The sequence below is a fragment of the Paludibaculum fermentans genome, from assembly GCF_015277775.1.
GTDB classification, from domain to species: Bacteria; Acidobacteriota; Terriglobia; order Bryobacterales; family Bryobacteraceae; genus Paludibaculum; species Paludibaculum fermentans.
Window position 1 is genome coordinate 384,988 of sequence record NZ_CP063849.1, and the last position, 23,522, is coordinate 408,509.

20 protein-coding genes are annotated in these 23,522 nt (G+C 60.4%); 11 read left to right on the plus strand and 9 right to left on the minus strand.

The features are described 5' to 3' along the window. Positions 1-5 precede the first annotated feature (5 nt). On the minus strand, positions 6-1,715 hold the full coding sequence (locus IRI77_RS01500; RefSeq protein ID WP_194450325.1) for a tetratricopeptide repeat protein: 1,710 nt from the start codon (positions 1,713-1,715) through the stop codon (positions 6-8). A gap of 246 nt (positions 1,716-1,961) precedes the next feature. Here IRI77_RS01500 and IRI77_RS01505 point away from each other — a divergent pair, with 246 nt between their 5' ends. The 6 genes from IRI77_RS01505 (at position 1,962) to IRI77_RS01530 (ending at position 7,615) form a co-directional block, all read left to right on the plus strand. After that, positions 1,962-2,729 carry an ANTAR domain-containing protein gene (locus tag IRI77_RS01505; RefSeq protein WP_194450326.1) on the plus strand — a complete coding sequence of 256 codons (768 nt, stop codon included), beginning with the start codon at positions 1,962-1,964 and terminating at the stop codon, positions 2,727-2,729. Between the two features lie 55 nt (positions 2,730-2,784). Then, positions 2,785-3,765 carry a YheT family hydrolase gene (locus IRI77_RS01510; RefSeq protein ID WP_194450327.1) on the plus strand — a complete coding sequence of 327 codons (981 nt, stop codon included), beginning with the start codon at positions 2,785-2,787 and terminating at the stop codon, positions 3,763-3,765. Between the two features lie 9 nt (positions 3,766-3,774). After that, positions 3,775-5,016 carry an ABC transporter permease gene (locus IRI77_RS01515; protein ID WP_194450328.1) on the plus strand — a complete coding sequence of 414 codons (1,242 nt, stop codon included), beginning with the start codon at positions 3,775-3,777 and terminating at the stop codon, positions 5,014-5,016. Next, complete coding sequence (locus IRI77_RS01520) at positions 5,013-6,269, plus strand: ABC transporter permease (protein ID WP_228486556.1); 1,257 nt, start codon at positions 5,013-5,015, stop codon at positions 6,267-6,269. Before IRI77_RS01515 ends, IRI77_RS01520 begins: the two co-directional genes overlap by 4 nt. Before the next feature lie 20 nt (positions 6,270-6,289). Next, complete coding sequence (locus IRI77_RS01525; protein ID WP_194450329.1) at positions 6,290-6,724, plus strand: hypothetical protein; 435 nt, start codon at positions 6,290-6,292, stop codon at positions 6,722-6,724. A 66-nt stretch (positions 6,725-6,790) separates the two neighbouring features. Further along, positions 6,791-7,615 carry a hypothetical protein gene (locus IRI77_RS01530; protein ID WP_194450330.1) on the plus strand — a complete coding sequence of 275 codons (825 nt, stop codon included), beginning with the start codon at positions 6,791-6,793 and terminating at the stop codon, positions 7,613-7,615. 6 nt (positions 7,616-7,621) lie between these two features. Here the strand turns inward: IRI77_RS01530 and IRI77_RS01535 are convergent, their stop codons facing one another. The 7 genes from IRI77_RS01535 to IRI77_RS01565 form a co-directional block, all read right to left on the minus strand. Further along, complete coding sequence (locus tag IRI77_RS01535; protein WP_194450331.1) at positions 7,622-8,413, minus strand: hypothetical protein; 792 nt, start codon at positions 8,411-8,413, stop codon at positions 7,622-7,624. Next, entirely contained in the window at positions 8,410-9,315 is a 906-nt protein-coding gene (locus IRI77_RS01540; protein WP_194450332.1) for a hypothetical protein, read from the minus strand. Before IRI77_RS01540 ends, IRI77_RS01535 begins: the two co-directional genes overlap by 4 nt. A gap of 16 nt (positions 9,316-9,331) precedes the next feature. After that, a complete protein-coding gene (locus IRI77_RS01545; protein ID WP_194450333.1) occupies positions 9,332-11,557 on the minus strand; it encodes a peptidoglycan-binding protein in 2,226 nt (741 codons plus the stop codon). Between the two features lie 156 nt (positions 11,558-11,713). Further along, positions 11,714-12,346 carry a peptidoglycan-binding domain-containing protein gene (locus IRI77_RS01550; protein ID WP_194450334.1) on the minus strand — a complete coding sequence of 211 codons (633 nt, stop codon included), beginning with the start codon at positions 12,344-12,346 and terminating at the stop codon, positions 11,714-11,716. Positions 12,347-12,356: 10 nt separating this feature from the next. Continuing rightward, complete coding sequence (locus IRI77_RS01555; protein WP_194450335.1) at positions 12,357-12,986, minus strand: hypothetical protein; 630 nt, start codon at positions 12,984-12,986, stop codon at positions 12,357-12,359. Between the two features lie 144 nt (positions 12,987-13,130). Continuing rightward, positions 13,131-14,222, minus strand: coding sequence for a hypothetical protein (locus IRI77_RS01560; protein ID WP_194450336.1), 1,092 nt, complete (start codon positions 14,220-14,222; stop codon positions 13,131-13,133). Between the two features lie 45 nt (positions 14,223-14,267). Continuing rightward, a complete protein-coding gene (locus IRI77_RS01565) occupies positions 14,268-14,747 on the minus strand; it encodes a hypothetical protein (protein WP_194450337.1) in 480 nt (159 codons plus the stop codon). Between the two features lie 970 nt (positions 14,748-15,717). Between IRI77_RS01565 and IRI77_RS38530 the strand changes: the two genes are divergently transcribed. Together IRI77_RS38530 and IRI77_RS01575 are read left to right on the plus strand one after the other, a co-directional pair. Next, positions 15,718-16,494 (plus strand): nucleotidyltransferase domain-containing protein, encoded by a 777-nt coding sequence (locus IRI77_RS38530; RefSeq protein WP_194450338.1) that lies wholly within the window; start codon positions 15,718-15,720, stop codon positions 16,492-16,494. Positions 16,495-16,496: 2 nt separating this feature from the next. After that, the gene (locus tag IRI77_RS01575; protein ID WP_194450339.1) at positions 16,497-17,501 is read left to right on the plus strand and encodes a CBASS cGAMP-activated phospholipase; all 1,005 of its coding nucleotides are present in this window, start codon (positions 16,497-16,499) and stop codon (positions 17,499-17,501) included. 20 nt (positions 17,502-17,521) lie between these two features. On the opposite strand, the gene IRI77_RS01580 is transcribed toward IRI77_RS01575, so the two are convergent. Next, positions 17,522-17,920 carry an ISAzo13-like element transposase-related protein gene (locus IRI77_RS01580; protein ID WP_194450340.1) on the minus strand — a complete coding sequence of 133 codons (399 nt, stop codon included), beginning with the start codon at positions 17,918-17,920 and terminating at the stop codon, positions 17,522-17,524. A gap of 752 nt (positions 17,921-18,672) precedes the next feature. Here IRI77_RS01580 and IRI77_RS01585 point away from each other — a divergent pair. The 3 genes from IRI77_RS01585 (at position 18,673) to IRI77_RS01600 (ending at position 23,102) form a co-directional block, all read left to right on the plus strand. Then, on the plus strand, positions 18,673-19,473 hold the full coding sequence (locus IRI77_RS01585) for an Abi-alpha family protein (protein ID WP_194450341.1): 801 nt from the start codon (positions 18,673-18,675) through the stop codon (positions 19,471-19,473). 234 nt (positions 19,474-19,707) lie between these two features. Continuing rightward, complete coding sequence (locus IRI77_RS01590; protein WP_194450342.1) at positions 19,708-19,977, plus strand: winged helix-turn-helix domain-containing protein; 270 nt, start codon at positions 19,708-19,710, stop codon at positions 19,975-19,977. Between the two features lie 917 nt (positions 19,978-20,894). Next, the gene (locus IRI77_RS01600; protein ID WP_194450344.1) at positions 20,895-23,102 is read left to right on the plus strand and encodes an ATP-binding protein; all 2,208 of its coding nucleotides are present in this window, start codon (positions 20,895-20,897) and stop codon (positions 23,100-23,102) included. Positions 23,103-23,522: the final 420 nt, after the last annotated feature.

The window sequence follows — 23,522 nt, forward strand, 5'->3', positions numbered from 1 at the left end:
GTAGTCTACTTGAAATCCAGGCTGATCAGTTCGCCCGCCGGAGCCTGCACGGCCGGAGCCGGTTTCGCCTTTGGCGCGGGCCGCCCCTGCTTGCCCGGTTTGGCGGGCGCCGCGGGTGGCGGCGCGGGCGGTTCGGCCGCGGCCGGGGCCGCCGCATAGCCCGCCTCCACCAGCGGAGCGATGCGCTGCGGGCCGCACACGAACTCGCGTTTCTGCCCGCTGTTGCCCCGCAACATGATCTGGTTGGGCTTGTCCGAGACGAGAATCGTCACCTGCGCCTTCGACTTCGCGGTCGCCGCGGCTGTCTGGATATGGAACTTCAGCGTGGCCGTGGCGCAGTCCACCAGCACCAGCTTGCCCGTCACCGTCGCATCGGCCTGCCGGGGCTCCCAGGTTTTGGGGGTCACAACGCCCGGCTTGCCTGCCGGCTTGGGCCGCACGTTCTGTTCGATCTCCCGGCCCAGTCCCTGGGCCATCGCGCTCTGCTCCGGAGTCGTAGCTGTCTGCATCGCCCGCTGCGCCGCCATGCGCGCCGGTTCGCGCTGGCCCGCCGCCTGCCAGGCCCGTCCCAGGCCCTCCCAATACATCGAATTCCTGGGCAACACGTCTACCGCATGCCGCAGCGCTTCCGCCGCCTCCGCCGCCTTGCCTTGGCGCAGCAGCGCGGAGCCCAGCAGGTACCACGCATCCGCCAGCGACGGGTTCGCCTGCACTGCCTGGCGCAGCCGTTCCAGCACCGTCTCCTCTGAGCCGTGCGTGTCGCGCGTCAGCATCGCCAGTTCGTAATAAGTCGACGCCTGTTTATCGCCCAGCGCGAGCGCCCGTTCGAACTGGGTCCGGGCAGCGGCATAGTCGGTATTCGCCATTGCCAATTGCCCCAGCCCGGCGGCGGCCGCGGGATGGTCCGGATACCGTTTCGCCGTCTCGTTGATCATCTTGGCCGCTTCGGCTTTCTTTCCATGGGCCAGCAAGGCATCCGCCCGCACCAGGCGCGCCTCCACGTCCGGCACCGTTTTGACCTGGAACGAGCCCGGCTGCGGCACAACGCCCACCGGTACCTCGCGCGTGGGGAAGCGCTTCGCGGCCACGGCCTGCCGCGCCTCGGCGAGTGCCTGGTCCATGGTGCGCCCGAAGGCCTGCTCAAACGCCGCTGCCTGCGCCACGCCCGATTTCAGCAGTTCTGAGAAACGCTCCAGCTTCACCCGGGCGTCGGGCGGCTGCATCAGCAGGTGGGTCAGCGCCCAACTCTGCGCATAGACCTGGGCCGCCACGCCGTCTGTCATGTTCTTTGCCTGGTCATGCCGCCATTCCAACAGGCGCGCCGCTGGCAGCCACTCCGACGAGGCCAGCAGGTCGATGTGGTTCTGGATCGGCCGGCCCACCACCGCCTTATCGCCCTTCCGCTGCAGCGTGGAGAAGTAATCCGCAAACCCCTCCTCGAGCCACCCCGGCAGCATTGACTGGGAATAATTCATCGACCGGTGCACCAGCTCATGCCGCCCGGCGCGCAGCGTTTCCTCGCCCGCGTCCAACAGGACGATGTAGTCGCACTCCGTGCCCGGCTGATACAGGCCGTGGTTGGCCGCTCCGTGCTGGAACGGCTGAAAATCCGCCTTGGACCGGAACGCGAGAATCCGTACGGGAGGCGCCGTTTCGGGGACGGGATTCGTCACCGCGCTGAAGACACTATTCATCTCCAGCAGTTGCCTAAGCACTTGCGAACCATCCTTTTCGCTCAGGTCGGTGTACACAGTCCACCGGCCTGACTCAAGCCTGCGCCAGGATGGGTCCGCGGCCCCGCACAAGCTGGCGAAAAGGGTAAGGGCGGCGACCGCGCGAAGTTCAATTCGATGCTTCATACGTGTACTTGGAATCACGACCTATGGTATGGGTCTAATAGAAAGTTTCGATTGGACCCTCAATGGTCCAGTTTCTATCCTACAAACAGCATGGCTTCTTACATGGCAATGGAAACCAATACCAGCCAAGTTTCACTTCTCCACAGAATCAGCAGCATCGTCAGCTCCAACCGGTCCGTGGACGAGATGCTGGGCGAAATCGTAGGTATGACGGTTCAGGTAACCGGATGCGACGCTTGTCTCGTCTACCTCCTGGAGCAGAACAGCGGAGAGATCGTTCTCCGGGCCTCCCAGGTCCCGCACGCCGCGGAAATCGGTCATCTCAGCATGACCATTGGCCAGGGCGTCACGGGTTGGGTGGTCGAAAATAAGAGCGTTGTCGTCCTGGCGGAAAATGCCCCGAACGACAAACGGTTCATGCGTTTGCCCGGTCTGGTCGAAGACACCTACGAAGCCTTTTGCTCCGTCCCGCTCATCGCGGTAGGCGAGGTAATCGGCGTCATTAACGTCCACCACAAGGAACGACACGATCATTCCCCCGAAGAAGTCTCCCTGATCACCTTTATCGGCGAACAGATGGGCGGCGCAATCGCTCGGGCTCGTCTCGAAGACGAAAACGCGCGCCTGATGGAAGAGACCCAGGAGATGAAGCGGCAGCTCGAGACCAGAAAGCTGGTTGAGCGCGCCAAGGGCATCCTCCAGTACAAGTTTAACCTGACCGAAGAGGAAGCTTACCTCCGGCTCCGCAACGAGAGCCGCCGCCTGCGGCGCCCCATGCGCGACTTGGCGGAAGCCATCATCCTTACTGAGGATCTGGCGCGCAAGGCTTCCGAACCCGGTACGCTCGACCGCGACGTCGAGGGCGATTAATCCCGAATTTTGAGCCCGGAGCGAGCTTTCCGGGCGGACAAGGTAAAATAGAGGGTTGCGGCCGTTTCTACCCTATTTCCGCAACCCTCACCTCTCCACTCTCGCCGGAAATTTCTGGAAGAGGGCGATCGATGAAGCTCGTTTTCCCACCCGCGCCGTGCTCTACGGCACTGAGCCCGGCACCCAAGTCTTAATCCACGAGAACCGGCCCGCGGGCGAAGCGCTCGGCGAAGTCTTCCTGCATCATGGCTTGGAAGGCTCCAGCGGCAGCGGGTACATGATCTCGCTGGCGCAATGCCTGCTCGAAGCCGGCTTTGCCGTGCATCGCATCAATATGCGGAGCTGCGGCGGTACAGAGGCGCTCACCCCCACCCTCTACCACTCCGGCCTGACACAGGACGTCCGGGCCATCCTCGACCAGTTTCGCAGGGAGGGCCGCGGTCCCCGCTTCCTCATCGGATTTTCCCTGGGCGGCAACGTCACCCTGAAGTTCGCCGGAGAATCAGGCGAGGCTGCCCTGGATCTCGTGTCCGGAGTCTGCGCCGTCTCCACGCCCATCGACCTGCACGCCTGCGTCCGGCGCCTGGGTGCCAGGGAGAACTGGGTCTACGAGCGGCGCTTCGTGCGCGGCTTGAAGGCCCGCTACCAGCGCCGCCACATGAGCCACCCCGATCTGTTTCCGTTGGATGGGATCGAGTCGGTCCACACCGTGTTCGATTTCGACAACACGTTCACGGCCCGTGCGTTTCAATTCGGTGACGCGCCCAACTATTACGCCACCCAGTCGGCCCTGCGGTTCCTCCAGGGCATTCGAGTCCCCACCCTGATGGTGCAGTCAAAAGACGATCCGATGATCCCCTACGACCTGTTCGAGGGAGCGGAGGTACGTGGAAACCCGAACATCACCCTCATCCCGACGGAGCATGGGGGCCATTTGGGCTTTATCGCCCGGGACCAGCCCAGATTCTGGCTGGACCCTCTTTTACGCGATTGGATTTTACAGCAGCGGAACAAACAGGGTGTTTGCTCCGTCTAGGTCTATGAGATGAAATCCGGGGCCTCTACCTATGAGGCGTTCTCCATTGCGCTTGCCAGCCTGCGGAGCGCCAAACTGCGCAGCTTTCTAACCCTTCTGGGCATTATCCTCTCGACGACGACGCTGATCGCGGTCATGGCCGTGATCAACGGCATGAACGTCTACGTCGAGTCCAAGATTGCCGACCTCGGCGCCGACGGCTTCGTCGTGACCCGTTTTGCCTTTTTTGGCGACTGGGATCCCAAGAAGTTCCTGGAGCTGCAGCGGAAGAACCCCCAGCTGAAACCCGACGAGTTCGAGTTTCTGAAGCAGCGCGCGACGATGGTTCGCGAGATGGGGATGACAAGCGACCATACCGCCGACGTCACCTGCCGCGGTGAGCGGATGGAGGATGTGAATATCACAGGCGGCAATGCGAACCTGAACATTCTCAATAACATCCAGACTGAAACCGGACGCTACTTCACTGAGGGCGAGAACGCCAACCACCGCAACGTGGCCTTCATCGGCGCCGACCTCAAGGAGAAGTACTTCGCCAATACCGATCCTGTGGGTAAGACCATCGAGATCGCGGGCACGGCCTTCCAGGTGATCGGCGTATCCAAGAAGATCGGCAGTGTCTTCGGGCAATCCCAGGACAACTTCGTCCACATTCCCATCTTCACGTTTTTCAAGATGTTTGGAGCCCGCACGTGGCTCAACTTCTCCCTGCAGGCCATCGATCACGGGCACTTTGAGCAGGCCATGGACGAGGTCCGCTCGCTGTTGCGCGCTTACCGGCACCTGCGGCCCGGCGTGGACGATAACTTCATGGTCTTCAACTCGGCGTCCATCATGGGCGCGTGGGAGAAGCTGACCGGCGCCATCGCCGCGACAGCCATCGCCGTGGTGAGTGTTTTCATGGTCGTGGGCGGCGTCGTCATCATGAACATCATGCTGGCCGTGGTGACGGAGCGGACGCAGGAGATCGGCATCCGCAAGTCGCTGGGCGCCCGGCGCGGCGACATCCTGAAGCAGTTCCTGGTGGAGTCCGCCGTCTTATCAGGCACCGGAGGCCTGGCCGGGGTCACCATTGCCTGGGTGATCGCCCTGCTGGTGCGAAGTTTCACGCCGGTGCCGATGGAGTTGCCGCTGTCGTCGGTGTTGGTCGGCGTCGGATTGTCAGCCACGGTCGGCTTGTTCTTCGGCATCTACCCGGCGTCGCAGGCGGCCAAACTCGATCCGATTGAAGCTCTGAGGGCAGAGAAGTGAAGCCATACAAAATAAATAACTTTGCCCTGATCCTGGCCGGCGTGGGCCTGGCCTGGGATGCGATCCGCGGTCATAAGATGCGCAGCTTTCTGACGGTGCTGGGCGTCATCATCGGCACCGGCACCATCATTGGGGTCGGCAGCATCCTGACGGGCTTCGACGGTGCGGTCACCAACGCCATCAAGGGCTTTGGCACTGACAGCGTCATGGTCTTCAAGTGGCAGGCAGGCATCCGGTTTGGCCGCCGTTCGCGGGAAGAGGCGCAGCGCAAGGCACTCACTTACGAGAACGCCGTTGCGATTCGGGAACGTTGCCCTTCGGTGAAAGGCGTCAGCCCCTACCTGTTCCCGGGCCGCGGCCTCCACAAAGCGCACTATCGGGGGAATGACGTCCTCCAGTTGAACCTGGGCGGGACGGACGAGAACTACGTCGCCGGCGGCAACGCCGAGATGAAGACCGGCCGGTTCTTCAGCGGGTTCGAGAACCTACACAAGGAACCGGTGGTCGTGATCGGCGAGGACATCAATAAGAATCTGTTTGGCGCCGAGGATGCGGTGGGCAAGGAAGTGCAGGTGGACGGCCACAGTTATCGAGTGATTGGCGTCATGGTCCGGCCGGCCAATTCCTTCCCCGGCCAGCAGGACAACCGGGTGCTGCTGCCCTACTTCACCATGCGCAAGCTGGAGCCGTCGGCACTGGAGCACATGATCGTCGTGTCGGCCTATCCCGGCGAGTTGCCGAAGGCGATCGACGAAGTGCGGGGCGTACTGAGGCAGGAGCGCCGGCTGAAGTACAACGAGCCCGACAACTTCGGACTCTCCACCGCCGAGCAGATGATCGAGGACTTCCGCCAGGTGACCAGCGTGACCGCCCTCGTCATGGTCGTACTCTCCTCCATTGGGCTGCTGGTGGGCGGTATCGGTGTGATGAACATCATGCTGGTGTCGGTGACGGAACGGACCAAGGAGATCGGCGTCCGCAAGGCGTTGGGCGCCCGCAAGCGCGACATCATCATCCAGTTCCTGACGGAGGCGGTGGTGCTCACCTTCGCCGGAGGACTGCTGGGGATGCTCCTGGGGTGGGTGATCTCCAAAGGCGCGCAACTGGCTTTCCCGAGTCTCCCGACGACCGTACCGCTGTGGGCCGCGGCCCTGGGCATCGTCGTCAGCGTGGGCGTCGGGCTGTTCTTCGGCCTGTGGCCCGCGAGCAAGGCCGCCCGGCTGGATCCCGTGGAAGCGCTCCGCTACGAGTAAGCAGCTTCTAATATAAAGGGATGCGGTATTTTCATTGCGCCTGGCCGGCGGGTCTCCTGCTGTTGGGCGCGACGCTGATGGCTGGGCAGGCCCAGGACAAAGCGAAGGACAAGGCTACGGCGGAGGAAGAGGCGGAGAGCCATCTCCGATATCCGTTCATCACCGACGCTGAGAACCGTATCATCCAGGACTACTACCGGATCGGTTCAGGCCATCTGCCACCCGGCCTGGTGAAGAAGGGTGACGTTCCGCTGCCCCTGGCCAAGCAACTCCATCGCGCGGGCGTGATCCCGGCGGGCCTGGACAAGAAGCTCGACAAGCTGCCCGAGGATCTCGACCGCAAGCTGGTGCCGGTGCCCGCGGGGTATCTGCGGCGGATCTGCGGGATGACGATCCTGCTGATCCTGGAGAAGTCCAGCCTGGTCGTCGACACGATTGAAATTGTGCGGCAGTAGGGGCGATTTTCTGCAAGGAACGGCCGGTCCGGCTCGTATTGGAAAAGCAGAGGCCGTACGACTCGTATGAAGCTGGTGTTCGTTCTATCCGCCCTTTCCGCCGGGCTTTGCCTGGCGCAGCCCCCCGTTGACGAAATCCTCAAGCGCGTTGCCGACAACCAGGAGAAGGCGGCCGAGGCGCGCAAGACCGTTGTCTACCGGCAGGACACTTTCGTCCGGCTGCTGCGCACCAACGGCAAGATGTCGCGGGAAGAGAAGCGGCAGTACACCGTCACTCCGGACGCGAAGGGGACCGACAAGAAGCTGGACAAGTTCGAGGGCCGGTACGAGCGCGGCGGGAAGATTCTGACCTACGACAAGCCGAAGTTCCAATACAAGGACACCGACATCGACGGGGACCTCATCGAGGATCTGACCGATGACATGATCAACGACAAGAAGTCGCGGGACGGCATCTCGAAGGACCTTTTCCCTTTGACCAAGGACGAGCAGGCGCATTACACGTTCAAGCTGGAGGGGACGCGCAAGGTGGGGACGGTGGAGGCCTACCGGGTCAGCTTCGAACCGAAGAAGGAAGACGCCAGCCGCTGCTGGGCCGGCGAAGTGCTGGTCCATCCGGAAGAGTTCCAGCCGATGATGGTGACCACGAAGCTGTCGATGAAGATCCCGCGGGCGGTGAAGATCCTGTTTGGCATCGACATCAAGCAGTTGGGCTTCAGCGTCAGCTACCGCAAGGTGGATGACGGGCTGTGGTTCCCGGCGACCTACGGGACGGAATTCGGCCTGAAGGTGCTCTTCGGCTACAAGCGGAACATCACGATGAGCCTGAAGAACGACGACTTCCGGCGCACCCGGGCCGAGAGCAGCATCGCGTTCGAAGAGTCGAAATAGGCGCCGCTATCTGCGCCCGCCGGCGACGGCCAGGGAGTAGGCGGTGCCGATGATCTCGGGGCTATCGGGATCGATGTTGCCCTGGGCGTTGAAGCGCGCCCGGTAGAGCTTGTCCCTGGTGGTGGGGTCCAGGGGCAGGGGAAACTCCAGCGACTGGCCGGCGGCGATTTCGATGCTCTTGGGCAGGTTTGCGGTGCCGTTGGCCATTTCCCAAACACGCGGCGGCGGGGTCTTGCCGGGGACTTTGGGCGGTTCGGCCGCGGCGATGGATTCGATCGTCAGTCCCAGCGTGCCGAAGGGCACCGTGACCGTTTCGGTGCCGATGTTGTGGATGCTGACGGCATAGCCGGGCGTCAATTCGACGAGGATCGCGCGCACCGGTTTCCAGGCCAGTTCCTTCTCCAGCCGCGTGAGTTCCTGCATCATGGGAGCGGCTTTGCCCAACGCTACGGGATCGTGCGCGAAGCGGAGTTCGACGTTCCGTTGGCCTGCCTTGAGCCGGACGATGAAGTAGCCGGAGTCGCGCTGAAGCGGGGCTCCGCCCTCAATGGCATCGGGCACGGCTGCCGCGAGACGCCTCTGATCCGCTGCTGTGAAGGCCGCGCGGAAGACACCGATGGGCTGGCCGGCATTGAGCGTTTCCTGGCGGATGAGGGTGGCCTGCGCGCCTTCGACAAGGATCCGCAACGGCATGCGGCCGTAGCCGGAGTGTTGCGCATATTCCAGCGAGAAGGTTGCTGCTTCCGCTCCAGGCATCGCCATGATGATACTCCCCAGCAGTCCGATCAGCCGGCTCATGTCACCTCGAGTTCCACCTGGTTGGAGAAGGCGCAGCCGCGCAGACGTGGGCGGCCCGACACCTGCTCCTCACCCAGGTAAGACGAGTAGACGGCCCGCGCCAGGTACAGTCCGGGAACGGGTGGCTCCATGACACAGTTGAAGCGCTGTTCCACTTCTTCGCCGCGCGGGACCCAGAGCAGGTCCATCCCATCATCGCGAATGGGTTCGAGGGGCGAGGCCAGCAACTCGATGGGCGGCGGCGTAAAGCCGGGCACGATTTCGGGTTTGCGGCCGTAGACGAGGATGCACTGCTCCCAGATGTGCTCGCGGCGCAGGGCTCCGGGATGGGTGAGCCAGTAGCCTTCCTTGCCGGAGTTCTGGAAGATGACCATGAGCCGCAGGCGCACCTTGGCGGCGGGCACGGAGTCGGGCATATCGAGTTCGATGCGCAGGCTGCGGAGCGGGTCGGCCCGAACGGATTGGGCCATGCGGTCGAGCTCCTGGAGGAGCGGCCGGGCGGGTTCGAGCGCCATGGGGTCGGTGAGGCCGAGGGTGACGCGCTGGACCACTCCGCCGCAGGCCACGTTGATACGGATGCGGGTATCGGCGGGCTCGACGCGGAAGGGCGGCAGTTCGGTCAGGGCCGCTTCGCGGACGAGCTGGATGGCGCGGCGGACGGTTTCGGCCTTGTCCTGTTTGCGGTAGAGGCCGATGGGCTCGGAACTCAGGTCGACGATGGAGCGGTTGGAAGAGAGGGTGAGGATGCCGTCGCCGGTGAGGGTGAGGCGTTCGTCCCATGCGGAGCCGCCACCTGGGACGCCGGAACCGCTGACGGTGTGGCGCTCCAGCCCGAACTCCGCCAGGGCGGCCTGGTCGCCGGAGAGAGCCTGCAACAGAGCCTTGTCGAGAATGGGGTTCACTTCGTGTTCCAGTTCATCACTTGTTCAGGGTGTCGTAGTCGTAGTCGCGGCCGAAGGTGTTCTTGATGGCTTTCTTGTGAGTTTCGACCATGGCGTGGAGGTGGCGCTTTTTGACCTTGGTCATGTTCTGGCCCATGACGCAGTTTTCGTCGATGCCGTTGATGGCTCCGTCGCCGGTGAGGGTGTCGTCGGTGGCGCCGTCCTTGTATTCGTCGGGGTTGCCGATGCGGTGGCCGGTCTCATGGGCGGCGGTGGAGAGGTCGGGGGCGTCCATGAACCAGTTGGCGGCGTTGGCGCGCATGTTCCCTGGGGCCACGAAGACGACGTGGTCGGCCGCGGTGAAGGTCTCCACCGGGGTGAGGATCAATTCGAGTTGGGTGTCGTAGACGCAGCAGCGGGTGCTTTTCTGAGAGGTGCACTTGGACCGGCGGAGGATGAAGTGATCGCTCCAGCGGCTGTTGGTTTCGGTGATCCAGGCGGCGCGTTTGGCGACGTTGGCGGCGGAGTTGAAATCGTAGTCTGTGAATTCCTCGGGCCAGGTCCCGCCGTTGGCCGAGACGAAGCTGGAGCCGTTCTTGTGGAAAGTGATGGCCTGGTAGTTGGCGGCGGTGATGGTGAAGCCGTCGGGCAGCGACTTCCACTCGGAGCCGTCGTAGTACTCGTTAGGGGCCATGGCGTTGACTCCGGTGCTGCGGCCCCAGCGGTGTCCGTCATAAGGCGCGCCGCCATCCTTGCCGGTGAAGCCAATGGAGCGGAAGTCGATATAGGTAGCGCCCCATGACTTGACGATTTTGAAGTTGGCGGTGAGTTTGGTCTTGAACTGATCGGTCTTCTGCTTGAACTCGGAGTGGTTCCCGAAGCCGTTCCAGGAGTCGTCACGCTTGAAGGTCTCCTCGTTCGTGTCCCGCATGGACTTGACGGTGAGGAGGTTGGAGGTGGCCGGCGCGGCCTTGGCGGCGGTGAACCTGGCTTCGAGTTCGACCTTCTCGAGGAAAGCGGCTCCGCTCTTGAAGTCGACGTCGTGGATCTCCCATTCGACTTCAATCTTGCCGGCGCTGCTCTGGGTGTCCTGCTGGGTGAGGTTGGGCGAGGCGCCCTGCTTGGGCGTGAAGTTGATCTGGACAGCGTCGCCGTCGGGCAGGTCAGTATCGGCCAGCAGCTTGACCTTGTCGCCGCAGAAGCCTTCGGCCGGTTCCCAGCGGGCGTTCCAGATCTTGTAATCGATGGTGGCCAGGGGGATGGGGGCGATGGTCTCGCAGGGGGACTTGAAGGCGATGCGGTCGTAGAAGCGGCAGGCGAAGGTGTCGTGGGTGACGGGGTATTCGCGGCGCTTGTCGGTGTTCTGGCGGCGGGTCTCGCCATCGGACCAGAAGCGTTTGGTGCAGCCTTCGCCGCCCTCGGTGGCGAGCGGGCAGGGCCATTTGCCCGGGGTGACGATGCTGTTGGGGCGGAACAGGAAGATGACGACGCGGCGGTTGGGGGAGTTGGCCTCGTTGCGCGCCTTGGTTTTGCCGGGCTTCTTGAACTCCTTCTCCTCGGCGTTGGAGAAGATGAGCACGGGATTGAATTCGCCGCAGCCCTGGTAGTCGCCCTTGCCATCGGGGTCGGCGCCGCGGGCCAGGAAGTCGTCGTTGGTCAGTTGGAAGGCCGCGCCGGTATCGTCGACGCAGGTCTTGTCCATGTAGGCCTGGAACAGCTTCTCGCGGGTGAGCGGGCCGGGGTCGCCATCGGGGTCGAGTGTGCCGTCGTCGCCCTGGAACTTCTTGACGGCGGCGGTGGTTTTGCCGGAGCCGAAGCCGGTGGCCGGGCCGGGGTCGTAGCCCAGGGCGGTGAGCATGGTCTGGATGGACTTCAGGCCCCAGTGGTCATCCTTGTCCTTGTAGAGGGTCTCCCACAGGTCGGTGTTGCGGGTGAGGATGGCGTAGATGGCGGTGGCGCGGCGGCCGCTGAGCTTCTTGTTGTAGTCGTCCTTGCCGACGGGGTCGGCGTGCCCAAAGATCGAGATGGGGGCCTTGGGGTGGGCCTTCATCTTGGTGGCGAGGAGGGTGAGTTCGGCGGCGATTTCGGGCTTGACGAACGAGGAGTCGAACTCGAAGCGGATGTTGTCGACGCGCCAGCAGGCGACGGGGATCAACTGGGCACGGTAAGCGTTGCGCTCCGTTGCACCGTCGAAGTTGGGGGCGACGTAGAACGGTTGGTCCGGACGCGGCGGATGGTCGGCCGCAAACCCGCCGTCAGCCATGCTGGTTCCTCCGGACTTGCAGGGTTCCGGCCAAGGGGGCAGATAGAGAGCTGGCTTTGCATAAGTAGTCCGGCAGAGAGCCGGCCAGGGGGCCGGCCGCGGACGAGGGCGTCCGCCCTCCCGAAGAGTTGCGGCACGGAATTCGGAACCGGGCTGCTAGCACAGATGGATCTCTTTCAATTTGGCTTGCGTGTCCGCGTCGCATACTCCGGTGATGTCCAGGCTATTGTCGCACTGGAACTCCTCCAGTGCGGAGCGGAGCTGCAGAGGGTCGGGCTTCTCGACGACGCCGGCGTTGTAGCCGAGGTTGTTCAGGCGGGCGACCTGGCCTGACTCGTATTCGACGGGATCGAGCCAGCCGACCTTCATGGGCACGTCGAGGATGTTCAGCTTGTCGACCCGGATGGAGCCGTTCTCCCAGGCGCGCTGGATGGGCTTGCGGAACTTACCGTCGGCGAGGCTGACGGCGCCGGAGTCGCCTTCGATTTTGAACTTGAAGTCGCAGACGGCGGGTTCGCCGTCGTAGTCGAGGATCATCAGGCGGATCTGGAGGGGCTGAGGCTTGACCTTGAAGGTGTAGGTGCGGGAGGTGGGGCGGGTTTCGGTTTTGGGCGTCTTATCCGGGATGACGACGACGTCGCCGGGGTAAAGGATATTCGGGTTGACGCGGTTGGTCTTCAGATCGGCGTTGGCGCCATCGTCCCAGATGATCGTGTAGTCGAAGAAGTGGTACTTCTCGGCGATCCGGGCCAGGTGATCGGGCTGCGCGACGGTGTGGTTCTTTGGCACGGTGAATCCCTCAGGCGGCGGCCCAGTCTTTGGCGTCGAGGTCAGGGAACGAGATGTCGCAACTGCCGGGGTCGATGTTGCTGAACTTCACACTGCCGTCGGCGCCGAGGCGGCCTTCCTGGATGCTGCCGTCGGTGAGCTTTACCTTGTAGCGTTCGTTGGCGATGGGTTTGTTGTTGTTGTCCACGAGCTTGAATTCGATCCAGGTTTTGGTGGGCGGAGGGGTGGCTCCGGTCCGTCCGCGGGTTGGTGCGGGTGGCGGGTTTTGTGCCGCGGCATTCGGGTTGCTGCCGCCGCCTCCGCCACCTCCACCTCCACCGCCGGCGGCGGACGAGGCGGCTGCTTCCTGTTCGGGCTCGAGGAGGACGAGGCGGTGTTGGCGGAAGGCGTCGTCGAGGCGAGCGCTGAGCCAGCCTTTGTTTTCGAGGGCATTGCGCTGGGGCAGGGAGGTGACGGAGGAGAGCATCTCGGCGAGACGCCGGGCGGTGACCGGGTCGCTCAGCCAGCGGTCGAACGTGGTGGTGGACAGAAATGGACGCTCAACGAACTCTTCCTCCGCATCCAGGTCCATCCTCCGAACGACTTCGTAGGTGCTTCCGTGTATGCGCAGGTGCCACACCTTGCGCCCCGGCTTTGGCATGACAAGATTGTAGACTTTGGCGCGAATCGGGTCAACCTAAGCCGGGGTGCAGGTGGAGTTTGGGAGCTGTGTGAGCGGAGATGGAGGTTGGGATGTCAAGGATCGGTGGCTGGGGGGGGCCGGGCTTACGGGGTGGTTGCGGGGTCAGACGAAAGGCTCAGGCGGGCTGTGGGTGGTTTCCGCGGGGGGCTGGGGGCAGGGTTGGCTCAGGCTGCCGGGATTCGACGGGCGAGCTGGTTGGCGATGGGTTGGGTTTGGCTCGGGCGTCGTTGTGGTTGGGATGGGCGGCCGGCGATGGCGGGGGGCATGCTGGGGGAGCAGTTGGGGTTGTTGGGGCAGACCGAACTGGTGAGTATCCGTGGATTCGGTGACGCTTTCGGCTTCAGCGACAGCGGGTTTGGTCTGGGGGCCTTGCGGTTGGTGTTCGAGGTCACCCTTTAGTTGGAGATTTGGCGGGGCATGGTTTGGATTTGGCTCAGGCGTCGTTGTTGTTGGGATGGGCCCCCGGCGATGGCGGGGGGCGGGCTGGGGGAGCGGCTCGGGCTGTTGGGGCGGGCCGGGCGGTTGGGGTGCAGGTGGGTTTGTTCCCTCAAAATCCGGTTTGGGTTTGCGGGAGGCGGCGGGGCTGTGGGCGGATTCGCGGGTGTCCTGAGGTGGGTTTGATCCCTCAAAAACCAGAGTGGGTTGGGCGGGCGAGGGTGCGTTGGGGGAGATTGCGGGGTCTGCTGTGGGCTCTGTGGATTCATCCATAGATTCAATGGGTTTTGGGGCTTCCGCCGGGACGGGTTCGGCGGGCAGAGCGTCGAGGGCGCGTTGGACGCGGCGGGTTTGGGCTTCGATCCAGCCGGCGTAGCGGTTGAGGGCCTGGATGAAGCCGACCTGGCGGAGAACCCACTGAGTGGCGACGGCTTCGTTGCCGCGGCCGTATTCGAGGCCGGCGTTGAAGAGGGCGCGTTCGCGGCTTTCGTGGAGGCGGGCGTGGCCCTGGAGCATTTGGAGTTCGAAGGAGAGGGCGCGGCGCTGCGGGTTGGCGATGTCGCGGGTGGCGGCTTCGGCGAGGGCGCGGAAGTGGGTTTCGATGCGAGCAGGCATCTGGTGGTTGGCGGAGTAGGCTCCGGTGCGGCGGGCGTTGCCGCAGGAGGCGGCTTTGCCGGCGGCGGTGCGCGGGCCGGTGGATTTGCGGGCGTTGGCGCGATTGGCGGCGAGGCGCTTTTCCGAGATGGTGGCTGCTGGCATGGGGTGGTCCTTTCTGCGCGGGCGGGGTCTGTGATGTTCAGGCGCTCAGTTGGGGTAGAGGCGTTGGACGAGGCGCAGTTCGGCGGCGAGGGTGCGGTGGCGGCGCCAGTAGCGTTCCTCGAGTTTGAGGGCTTCCATGAGGGATTTGCGCTGAGCGGGGTCCATGGTAAGCCAGCCCTGCAGGGCGTGGACTCCGGAGCTGGCTTTGGGGACGAGTTCGTTCGTCTTGTCCCATTGGCGCTGGATCTGGAGGTTCAGGGCGGCGGCTTCGAAGAAGGCGTAGCGTTCGGCGCGCCAGATGCAGTCGGCCATGCGGTCGGCGAGGATGTGCTGGTAGACGTTGGCGGGTTTGTATTGTTCGTGGACGGCGGCACGAAGTTTCTTGTAGTAACTCTTGCGTTCGCAGAAGGTGAGGGCTCCGGTGGCTTTAGGACCGGTGAGGATGCCGTCCTCTTCGACCTCAGTGTGGCGGGTGAGGAGGTCGATGTCGGGGAAGGCGCAATCGGTTGGTTCGGTGATGTACATGGAAAATGTCCTCTATACCCATTCTTGGGAGGGGTGGACCAAGGATTTAGGAGAGGAGTGTCTGTAATTGATTGATTGCAGGGGAGAAGAAATATTTGATTGATTGGTGATGAAGGAAGGTTAAGGTGGGGAAATGGGGGAGAAGTCTGCGGGGTAGGAGGGGGCTGGGGTGATCCACTGGATTCAGAGGCGCGGTGGCGCGATTGGCCTCGGCTCAGGTATCTTCGACTTTCGCTCTCGCTGAAGCTCTCCGATGAATGGCGCCCCGTCCCAGCGGCACTTTGGGTCAATTGCAGCCGTACTTCTGAGTATGTGGCGCGTGGAAGGTCGCACGGTTGAGGTCCCGCAAGCTGTTGCATTCTGGGAAGTTGCGGGATCGTGAGAAATAAGGGCTCGCGGACGCCTGGAGGCAATACCGATCGGCGAGGAGATCTCCGAAGAATGTCTTTCACTAACGCAGTTTCGGATGGAATGGATATATGGCATGAATTCAATCCGGGACCTGGAGTGAAGCCAGAATCTCAGCACAGGGCTCCTTCGCATCCAAAGATCACCGAATCGCGTCGTGCGCAGCAGTTGTCCAGCCTTCCCTAACAGCGCGCCGAAGCGGCGCGGCCCGTGGCAACCGATGGCCACGATGCGCATGACTGGATAAGGATGCGCAGGAGCAGCGAGACACCCAGGAAAACCGCCATTCGTGGATTTCGTTGTTGACTTGTGCAACTGCCTCGTGGGAGGTTGTCGCGCTCTTGGGTTTCACAGTGAGGACCACCCAAACGGAGTCCTCTGCAACTGAGGGTCGCAGATATTCACGTGCGCTAGTAGAATTCAAATAGCCATGAGTTCATTGGAGCGGTCATTCGAGAAACACGTTGGCACGCTTCGGCGTTCGCGGGAACAGGACGCCGAGGCAGGCAAGCACTTGCGCGATATTGGCGTTTGGCTGCGGCGTGCGCCATTTGCTGAAGGAATGTCCGTGTACTCGCAAGGATCCGTTCGCCTCGGAACCTCAACAGCACCAATCGCCCGCGCAGGCTTCGATGCAGACCTCGTATGCCAGCTCCCGGGCTACGCTTGGCGATCTCAGCCCCGGAATCTGTTCGAGACCGTTGGAGAGCACCTAAGAGCGCTACCTGGATTTCGAGGCGACATCCAGAGGAAGCGGAGATGCTGGACACTGGTTTTTAGCCCTCAATTCCATGTTGATGTGACGCCGGCCATCGCGAACGAGAATTCGCAGAAAGAGGACGTTCTCGTGTTTGATGGGCCGTCTCAGGATTGGCGGATCTCCAATCCTTCCGGCTATGCATATTGGTTCAACAAGAGACAGCGGGCTAGGGCCCACTGCTCAGCAATGCCGCTCGTTGCAGTGGTTCAGTTGCTAAAGCGAAGGCGGGATTTGCTTCTTAATGGTCCGGATGCACCCAACTCAATCGTGATAACCACACTGGCTGCTTCCGTTTACTCCGGGGAACCCACGATCGTTGAAGCCTTGAGCAACGTCCTTCGAGGGATGCTCGCCGCACTTGAGGGCTTCGATAAGCACAGTGCTGTCACAAACCCCGTTACTCCATCCGAAGTATACTCTGAAAACTGGATCGGCAACTCCTCTGCGATCAAACTGTTCTGTCGATTTCTTAAGGATCTCCAGAGTAGGCTCGCTTTCGCTGAGAGCGCTCGATGTGAAGGACAGGCAGCCCAACACCTACATGAACTATTCGGGGTGGAACGCGGCAGCATTAACTAGCGATGAGCAAGTTTAGGGTACTGTGCCTCGATGGAGGCGGCATCAAGGGCGCGTTTACGGCTGCAGTTCTGGCTGACCTAGAGCGTATGCTCGAGTCCCCAATTGTGTCCTACTTTGATTTAGTTGTAGGAACCTCAACGGGAGGCATTATTGCTTTGGCACTCGGGCTTGGAGTTCGTTCCGAGGACATCCGTAAATTCTATGAAGAGCACGGCCCCACAATTTTTCCAAGCACTGGAGTCCACAGGCGCCTTGGGCGTATTCTGAAGCACATCTTCCGACCAAAGCACTCCAGTGAAGTCCTGCGACAGACTTTGACAACTGTATTGGGTGCGCGGAAACTCGGAGAGTCAGTTACTAGACTTGCAATTCCATGTTTCGACTGCAACGCCGGGCGCATCCAAATGTTTAAGACCGCTCACCACGATCGATTTGTTCACGACTTCAGAGTTGCGGCCGTTGACGTCGCGTTGGCAACTTCTGCCGCGCCAACATACTTTTCGGCTTTCAACACGGCAGAAGGGCAGAGCTTTCTTGATGGCGGCGTCTGGGCGAATTGCCCTGTGATGGTTGGCTTGCTCGAGGCAATGTATGTGCTGAATATTCCGCCCGAGGATGTGCATATCTTAAGTCTCGGCACGACTGACGACCCCTTCGATGTTTCTAGAGTCAAGCGAATCGGCGGCCTGCTTTCATGGGGAACGACTGCAGTCACACTGATCATGCGCGCCCAAGCGGACGCGGCTATTTCGCAGGCGCGTCTAGTAATCGGAGAGCGGTTGCTGCGGCTTGACGCTATCGTTCGTCCAGGCCGGTTTACTTTGGATGATTCAAGCCGGATTTCCGAACTCGTGGGTCTTGGCAAGTTCACAGCTAAGGATCGCTTCGAGGTCGTCGCGGAGCGGTTCTTCGGCAATGTTGCCGCTCCATTCATCCCCTGCCACACCTTGTCCGCCGCGGTGCAAGTTCCAGAGGTCCTTAAGAACTATAAGTTCATGGGGCACTAAGAGCCGGAGCCAAAACAACTTCACAGATTCGGTTGGATGGTGTAGTTCCAATGAGGCAGCGTCTGATATGGGTATAGGCGCAGATGCTCTAGTTGCTCCGTGGTTGGCTCCATGCCGGTGGGATAGTGGCGGCGATCGAGATAGGCCGAGACAGCTAGGCCGGTTCGCGTGGGCGTCTTGCGGATGAAGTTGAGAATCTCGTGGTAGCTGTCGAGCGGTTCGTCGACCCAGTTCTTCGAGATCTCGGAGAACTGGCGGTGCTCGATGGGAATCCAGTTGGAGGCGCCGGTCGGGTAGTGCGCGACGGTCGCGGCAAGACCGCCGGTGTCGGCCAGTTGAGCCTGCAGTTCGGTCTTCCCGGTTCGCTTTCGGGCGCTGTTGCTGCCGTCGGTATCGGCCAGAATCAGCAGTTGGCGCAAGCAGCAGTATTAGAGAACGACCTCATGCTGCCACCCGGTTCGGGTCGGACCGGTGGCAGACCCGCGGCGCTATTAATGGTTCAGCGCTGAAGCTCGTCTATCCGGAGAATACCCCGCGCGGATTGCGGACATGTCGTTCTGGAGTGCGGCTGGTGGCGCTGCCGATTGGGCGCGCCTGTTGAGCGAACCAGAAGTGGATGCCGAGCCAAGAGCGCTGCGCCGCGCGACACATTCTGGTCAGCCCTTTGGGGATCAGGTGCTTAAGGAGGAAATGGACGCGCAACGAGCTGTACTTTGGGCAAAGGTGGCCGGCAATCAGGCCCCAGCGACGGAGGTTGAGGTGCTGAGAGCCAGATCGTGATTGGGCGGATCCACTGTAATTGGAAGGGGCCGCTCAGAGTAGAATACTAGAGTATTGTCTGGGAAAATATGCAGGTGAAGCGAAATTGACAGGTCAGGACGTCCACTTTCCCCTTTTCATGGCTTTCAAGGCAAGGTCGAACAGAAGTTGGAGAGCACCAGGGGGCTGTTCGTCGCCGTTCAGGGAGTACGGCCCAAGGCTCTCAACTCTTTCAGTGGTCGCGGCTGCAGCATTATTATCGTGGATGGCTATGATCCGGCACAGACTCTCGAAGGACAGATGGATCTTCGAGATGCGTTGAAGTTCAAGATCGAGAAGGCTGCTCATGAAGGTCTGGCGTTTGTTTCGTTAATGGAATTTCAACTCTGATCGGAATACGGGAGGACCGCTGATGGACGCCAATGAAATTATCAAGCAGGCTCCAGATTTGCTCAAAGGCGGGGCCGCTATTGCTGGTGCCCTGAAGTTCACCGACATCATCAAGGCGATTCTTGGTCCCGCTACGGCTGAGATTGCAGATCGGTTCCGTGATGAAGTTCGGCGCTATCGCTACGGTCGCCAATTGGATTGTCTAAGAAAAGCAGAGGAGATGGCGAAGAGGGCCGGGTTCACCCCCAAGGCCGTTCCGATTAAGCTGTTGTTCCCGCTACTGGAAGGTGCATCGCTGGAAGAAAGCGAAGACCTCCATACTATGTGGGCGGCGTTACTTGCCAATTCCTCGAAAGCACCTGAGCAGCCAATCGTGCGGATCGGGTTTCTCGACGTGTTAAAGCACATCTCGAAGGACAGCGCACTGTTGCTCAATGCTATTTGGAAAGAAGTCAAACAAGGTTTAGACTTTGAGAGAAGCATGGGAGCATTGCCCAATCCCACGAATCTTCTTTTTGTCGGGGAGTTCACGGATGTTCTGCGAATGTACGTCGCCCTCGGTGTTACTACAATAGGTGATGAAAAGAAGATGGCGACTCTGGCGAAAGTGGAGCTAGGCAAGGTCGTTCTTGGTGACTTGAAGCAGTTTTGGACTTGCGTGGATGAACTGATGCGTGAGGACATTCTTGTGTATCGCATCGAAACGGAACGACTCGACCGGATGAAGGGAAAAGAAAGGGTGGATGTTGAAAATTACTACCTGACCGTTTTCGGCATTGAATTCTTGAGACTTTGCAGTCCACCAGGCGAGATCCAGCTTTAGGATCTCGAATTCCAGTCGAGAGACGGCTTGAGGTTTTGCCCACGAAAAGCCGCTTCGAATGTGAGCCGGGGTTTGGTAGAGGACTTAGAGACATGAAGCAAAGAGAGCGGAGTAAAACGGTTTCTTGATGATTGAGCCTCTGATGTGGATAGATGCCGAATAGCCAGATGGGGACTCCTACAACGCGAAAGTGAGCTTCCTTGAACAATGTCAATTCCCGACTACTAATCGTTGATGCTCCCTGTTCTGCGGCTCGTTGGAGACCGCAAGGAGCATCCACTCGCCGAGATGCGCCAGCGAATCGCTGATCAACTGAACCTCACCGAAGAGGAGTTGGCCGAGCGGCTTGCCAGCGATTCGCAGACCGTGGTTGCAAATCGGGTCGCATGGGCGGTTCAGTATTTGAAATCAGCGGGTGCGATCCGAGCCGTGGCAAGGTGGACGTGCTGGCATGTCACTCTCGAATTTGGACGAGAAGAAATCATTCTGCAGTGTAGTGATTGATTAGAATGCCTCGATCCGCTCGATTCATTGCGCCAGGCGTAGCACATCACATCACCCAACTTGGTACCGACCGCCAATTAGTGTTCCATTCCCGACGCGACCGGCTGACCTACCTGCGTTTGTTGCGCGAACAGGCGGCCGTCAGCAACCTCTCGATTCTGGCTTAGTGCCTGATGGCCAATCAGATCCACCTGATTGCCGTGCCGCACGAGGTGCCTGTCCTGGCCGAAGTGATGCAACGTGTGCACGGCCGCTACGTTCAATACTTGAATGCTTGCCGGGGGCGTTGTGGGCACCTTTGGCAGAACCGGTTCAATTCCTGTCCCTTGGGTGCATCACATCTGTGGGCGGCCTTGCGCTATGTGGAAATGAATCCGGTTCGGGCCGGACTGGTGGCCGACCCGCGGTGCTATGAATGGTCCAGCGCTGAGGCTCATCTATCAGGGGACGACCCCGCGCGATTGCGGACCTGTCGTTCTGGTGTGCGGCAGGTGGCGCTGCCGCTTGAGCGCGCCTGTTGAATGAATCGGAAGTGGATTTCCAGCTAAGAGCGCTGCGCCGCGCGACACACTCTGGCCAGACCTTTGGGGATCAAGCGTTTAAGGAGGAAATGCGCGCGCAACGCGCTGAGCTTTGGGCGAAGGTGGCCGGCGAGCAGGCCCCAGCGAGGGAGGTTGAGGTACTGAGAGCCAGATCGTGATTGGGCGGATCCACTGTGATTGGAAGTGGCCGTTCAGAGTAGAATACTGGAGAGTATTGTCTGGGAAAATATGCAGGTGAAGCGACAGTGACCGGCCAGGACGCCCCCTTTTCGCATCATTGGCCGGTTTTCAGGTGTCCCCCGAGGGATTGGCGCACCTTGATAGCGCTATAATCAGGCACTGCCTCTTTGAATTTGCTCGCTTGGGATTTGATCCATGAATCGACTGAAAATTGATCTAGAGAACTGCTACGGTATCAAAAAGCTGAATGTGGTGCTAGATTTCTCCGTACGTAAGGCGTTTGCGATCTACGCCCCGAACGGCTCGATGAAGTCATCGCTCGCGCAAACCTTCAAGGATCTCGCCGACGGGACCACGTCGAAGGACCGCATCTTCCCTGCCAGGCCATGCACGAGGAACATTGCGGACGAAAGCGGTGCGCTGTTGTCGAAGGAGAGCGTGCTCGTCATCCGCCCCTACGATGAGGTCTTCGGTCACACCGAGAAGACCAGTACACTCCTCGTGGACGCCAAATTGCGCAAGGAGTACGAGCAACTCAACGTCGATATCGACAAGGCGCAAGACACATTTCTCAAGGCGCTCAAGGAACAATCCAAGACAAAGAAGGATATCGCGACCGAAATCGCCAGCACGTTTACGACGAGCCCTAATGAGTTCTTCAAAGCGCTCCTGCGCATCGAGAATGAACTCCAAACTCAAAGGGACGCGCCGCTCGCCGACATCCATTACGATACGATTTTCGACGACAAGGTCCTCAGCCTCCTAGAGACGAAGGACTTCAAAACGCTCATCGCAGAATACACGAAGAAGTACACCGAGCTCCTCGGCAAGAGCACTTACTTTAAGAGAGGAACCTTCAACTACTACAACGCCGAGACCGTCGCCAAGAGCCTGGCGGACAACGGGTTCTTCGACGCGAGCCACACCGTCAACCTTAACGCCGGACAACCACTCGTCATCACGACACAGAAGCAGCTCGTCGACCTGATCTCGAGAGAGAAAGAGAGCATTACCAACGACAAGGACCTGCGCAAGAAGTTCGCGGAGATCGAGAAGCTCCTCAACAAGAACGTCACAGTTCGAGACTTCCATGCGTACCTGGGCGACCATGAGGAGCTCCTGCCCAAGCTCGCCGACATCCCGACCTTACGCGAGGAGCTTTGGAAGTCCTACATCAAGGTGCGCTACCCACTGTACGAGGATCTCATAACAAAGTACCGTGCGGCAGAGAAACGCAAGAAGGAGATTGTAGCTGCCGCGAACACCCAGCGCACTCAGTGGGAAGCGGTCATCGACATCTTCAATGACCGGTTCGTCGTCCCGTTCAAGCTCACAGCAAAGAATAGGACCGCTGTCATTCTCGGCGAGGAGCCCATGCTGACACTTGGATTCACCTTCGACGACGGTCACGAGCAAGCGACCGTGGAGAAACCAACGCTGATGCAGGCGCTCAGCACCGGCGAGAAAAAGGCTCTCTACATCCTTAACATCATCTTCGAAGTCGAAGTCCGACGCAAGGCCAGCCAGGATACGATCTTCGTCGTGGACGACATCGCTGACTCCTTCGACTACAAGAATAAATACGCCATCATACAGTACCTGCAAGACATCGACGAGGATCCGCATTTCAAGCAAGTCATCCTCACTCACAACTTCGACTTCTTTCGAACCATCCAAAGCAGATTCGTTAGATACGACCACTGCCTCATGGCGAATAAGAACACGAATGGCATCACTCTTGATAAAGCAACCGGCATCCAAAATGTATTCGTCAAAGACTGGAAGATTAACTTTTTTACGAACCAGCGCAAGAGGATCGCGAGTATCCCCTTCATCCGAAACATTATCGAGTACACCAAAGGCGAGCAGGACGCTGACTTCGCCGCGCTCACCGCACTCCTACACTGGAAAGCTAACTCTTGGCAGATAAGCCACTCAGACCTGGACAGCATGTACAACAAGGTCTTCGGCGGTACCGAGGTGTCACCGGCCTCGAGCAAGACCGTTGTCGAGAGCATCCATGAAGAAGCAGCAGCTTGCCTCAACGCGGACACGGGGATAAATTTCGAGAATAAGATCGTCCTGTCGATCGCCATACGACTAGCAGCCGAACAGTACATGATCGACAGAATCAACGACTCCGAATTCGTCGACAGTATCACGTCAAACCAGACTCGCGCGCTCCTAAGCAGGTTTAGGACCCAATTCAAGAATGACACGGCAGCAGTTCACGTCCTCCAACGCGTCGCGCTGATGACGCCGGAGAACATCCACTTGAACTCGTTCATGTACGAACCCATTCTAGACATGAGCGACGAACACCTCCGCAAGCTTTACCAAGACGTCAACGCGCTGAACGCCACACTGCCAAAGCAAACCGCAGTCAAACCAGCCCTCGCATAAGAAGCCAAAGCACGCGAGATCCCTCCCAGAGTCGATACCTGCGCATACTACGACTTGGATCGTCACCACTTGGATGCTAGGATGAACCAGCGTTCTGCTGCTGCGGTCCTTGGCTAGCGCATGCAGTTCAGATTCAAAAGGGTGATCGACAGATCAGGCCTCGAAGGTACAGTGAGGCGTTCCGACTCTTGCGCGCCGGCCATTCCATCCCCTCCAAACCCTCGGGGGACACCATAAATCCGGCCAATTAGGGACACTTCAAATCCGGCCAGTGCAGCAAGGGACGGTGTGTTTTCCCTCGACAGCCACTTCTCATGGACGTCCCGCTTCCCTGGGCTGGGATGCCCGCGCTTGTGTTCTGTGGACTTGCGACGTGTCGCTGCTTCTCTTGACAGCCAGTAGAAGCCATGGCACACTTCT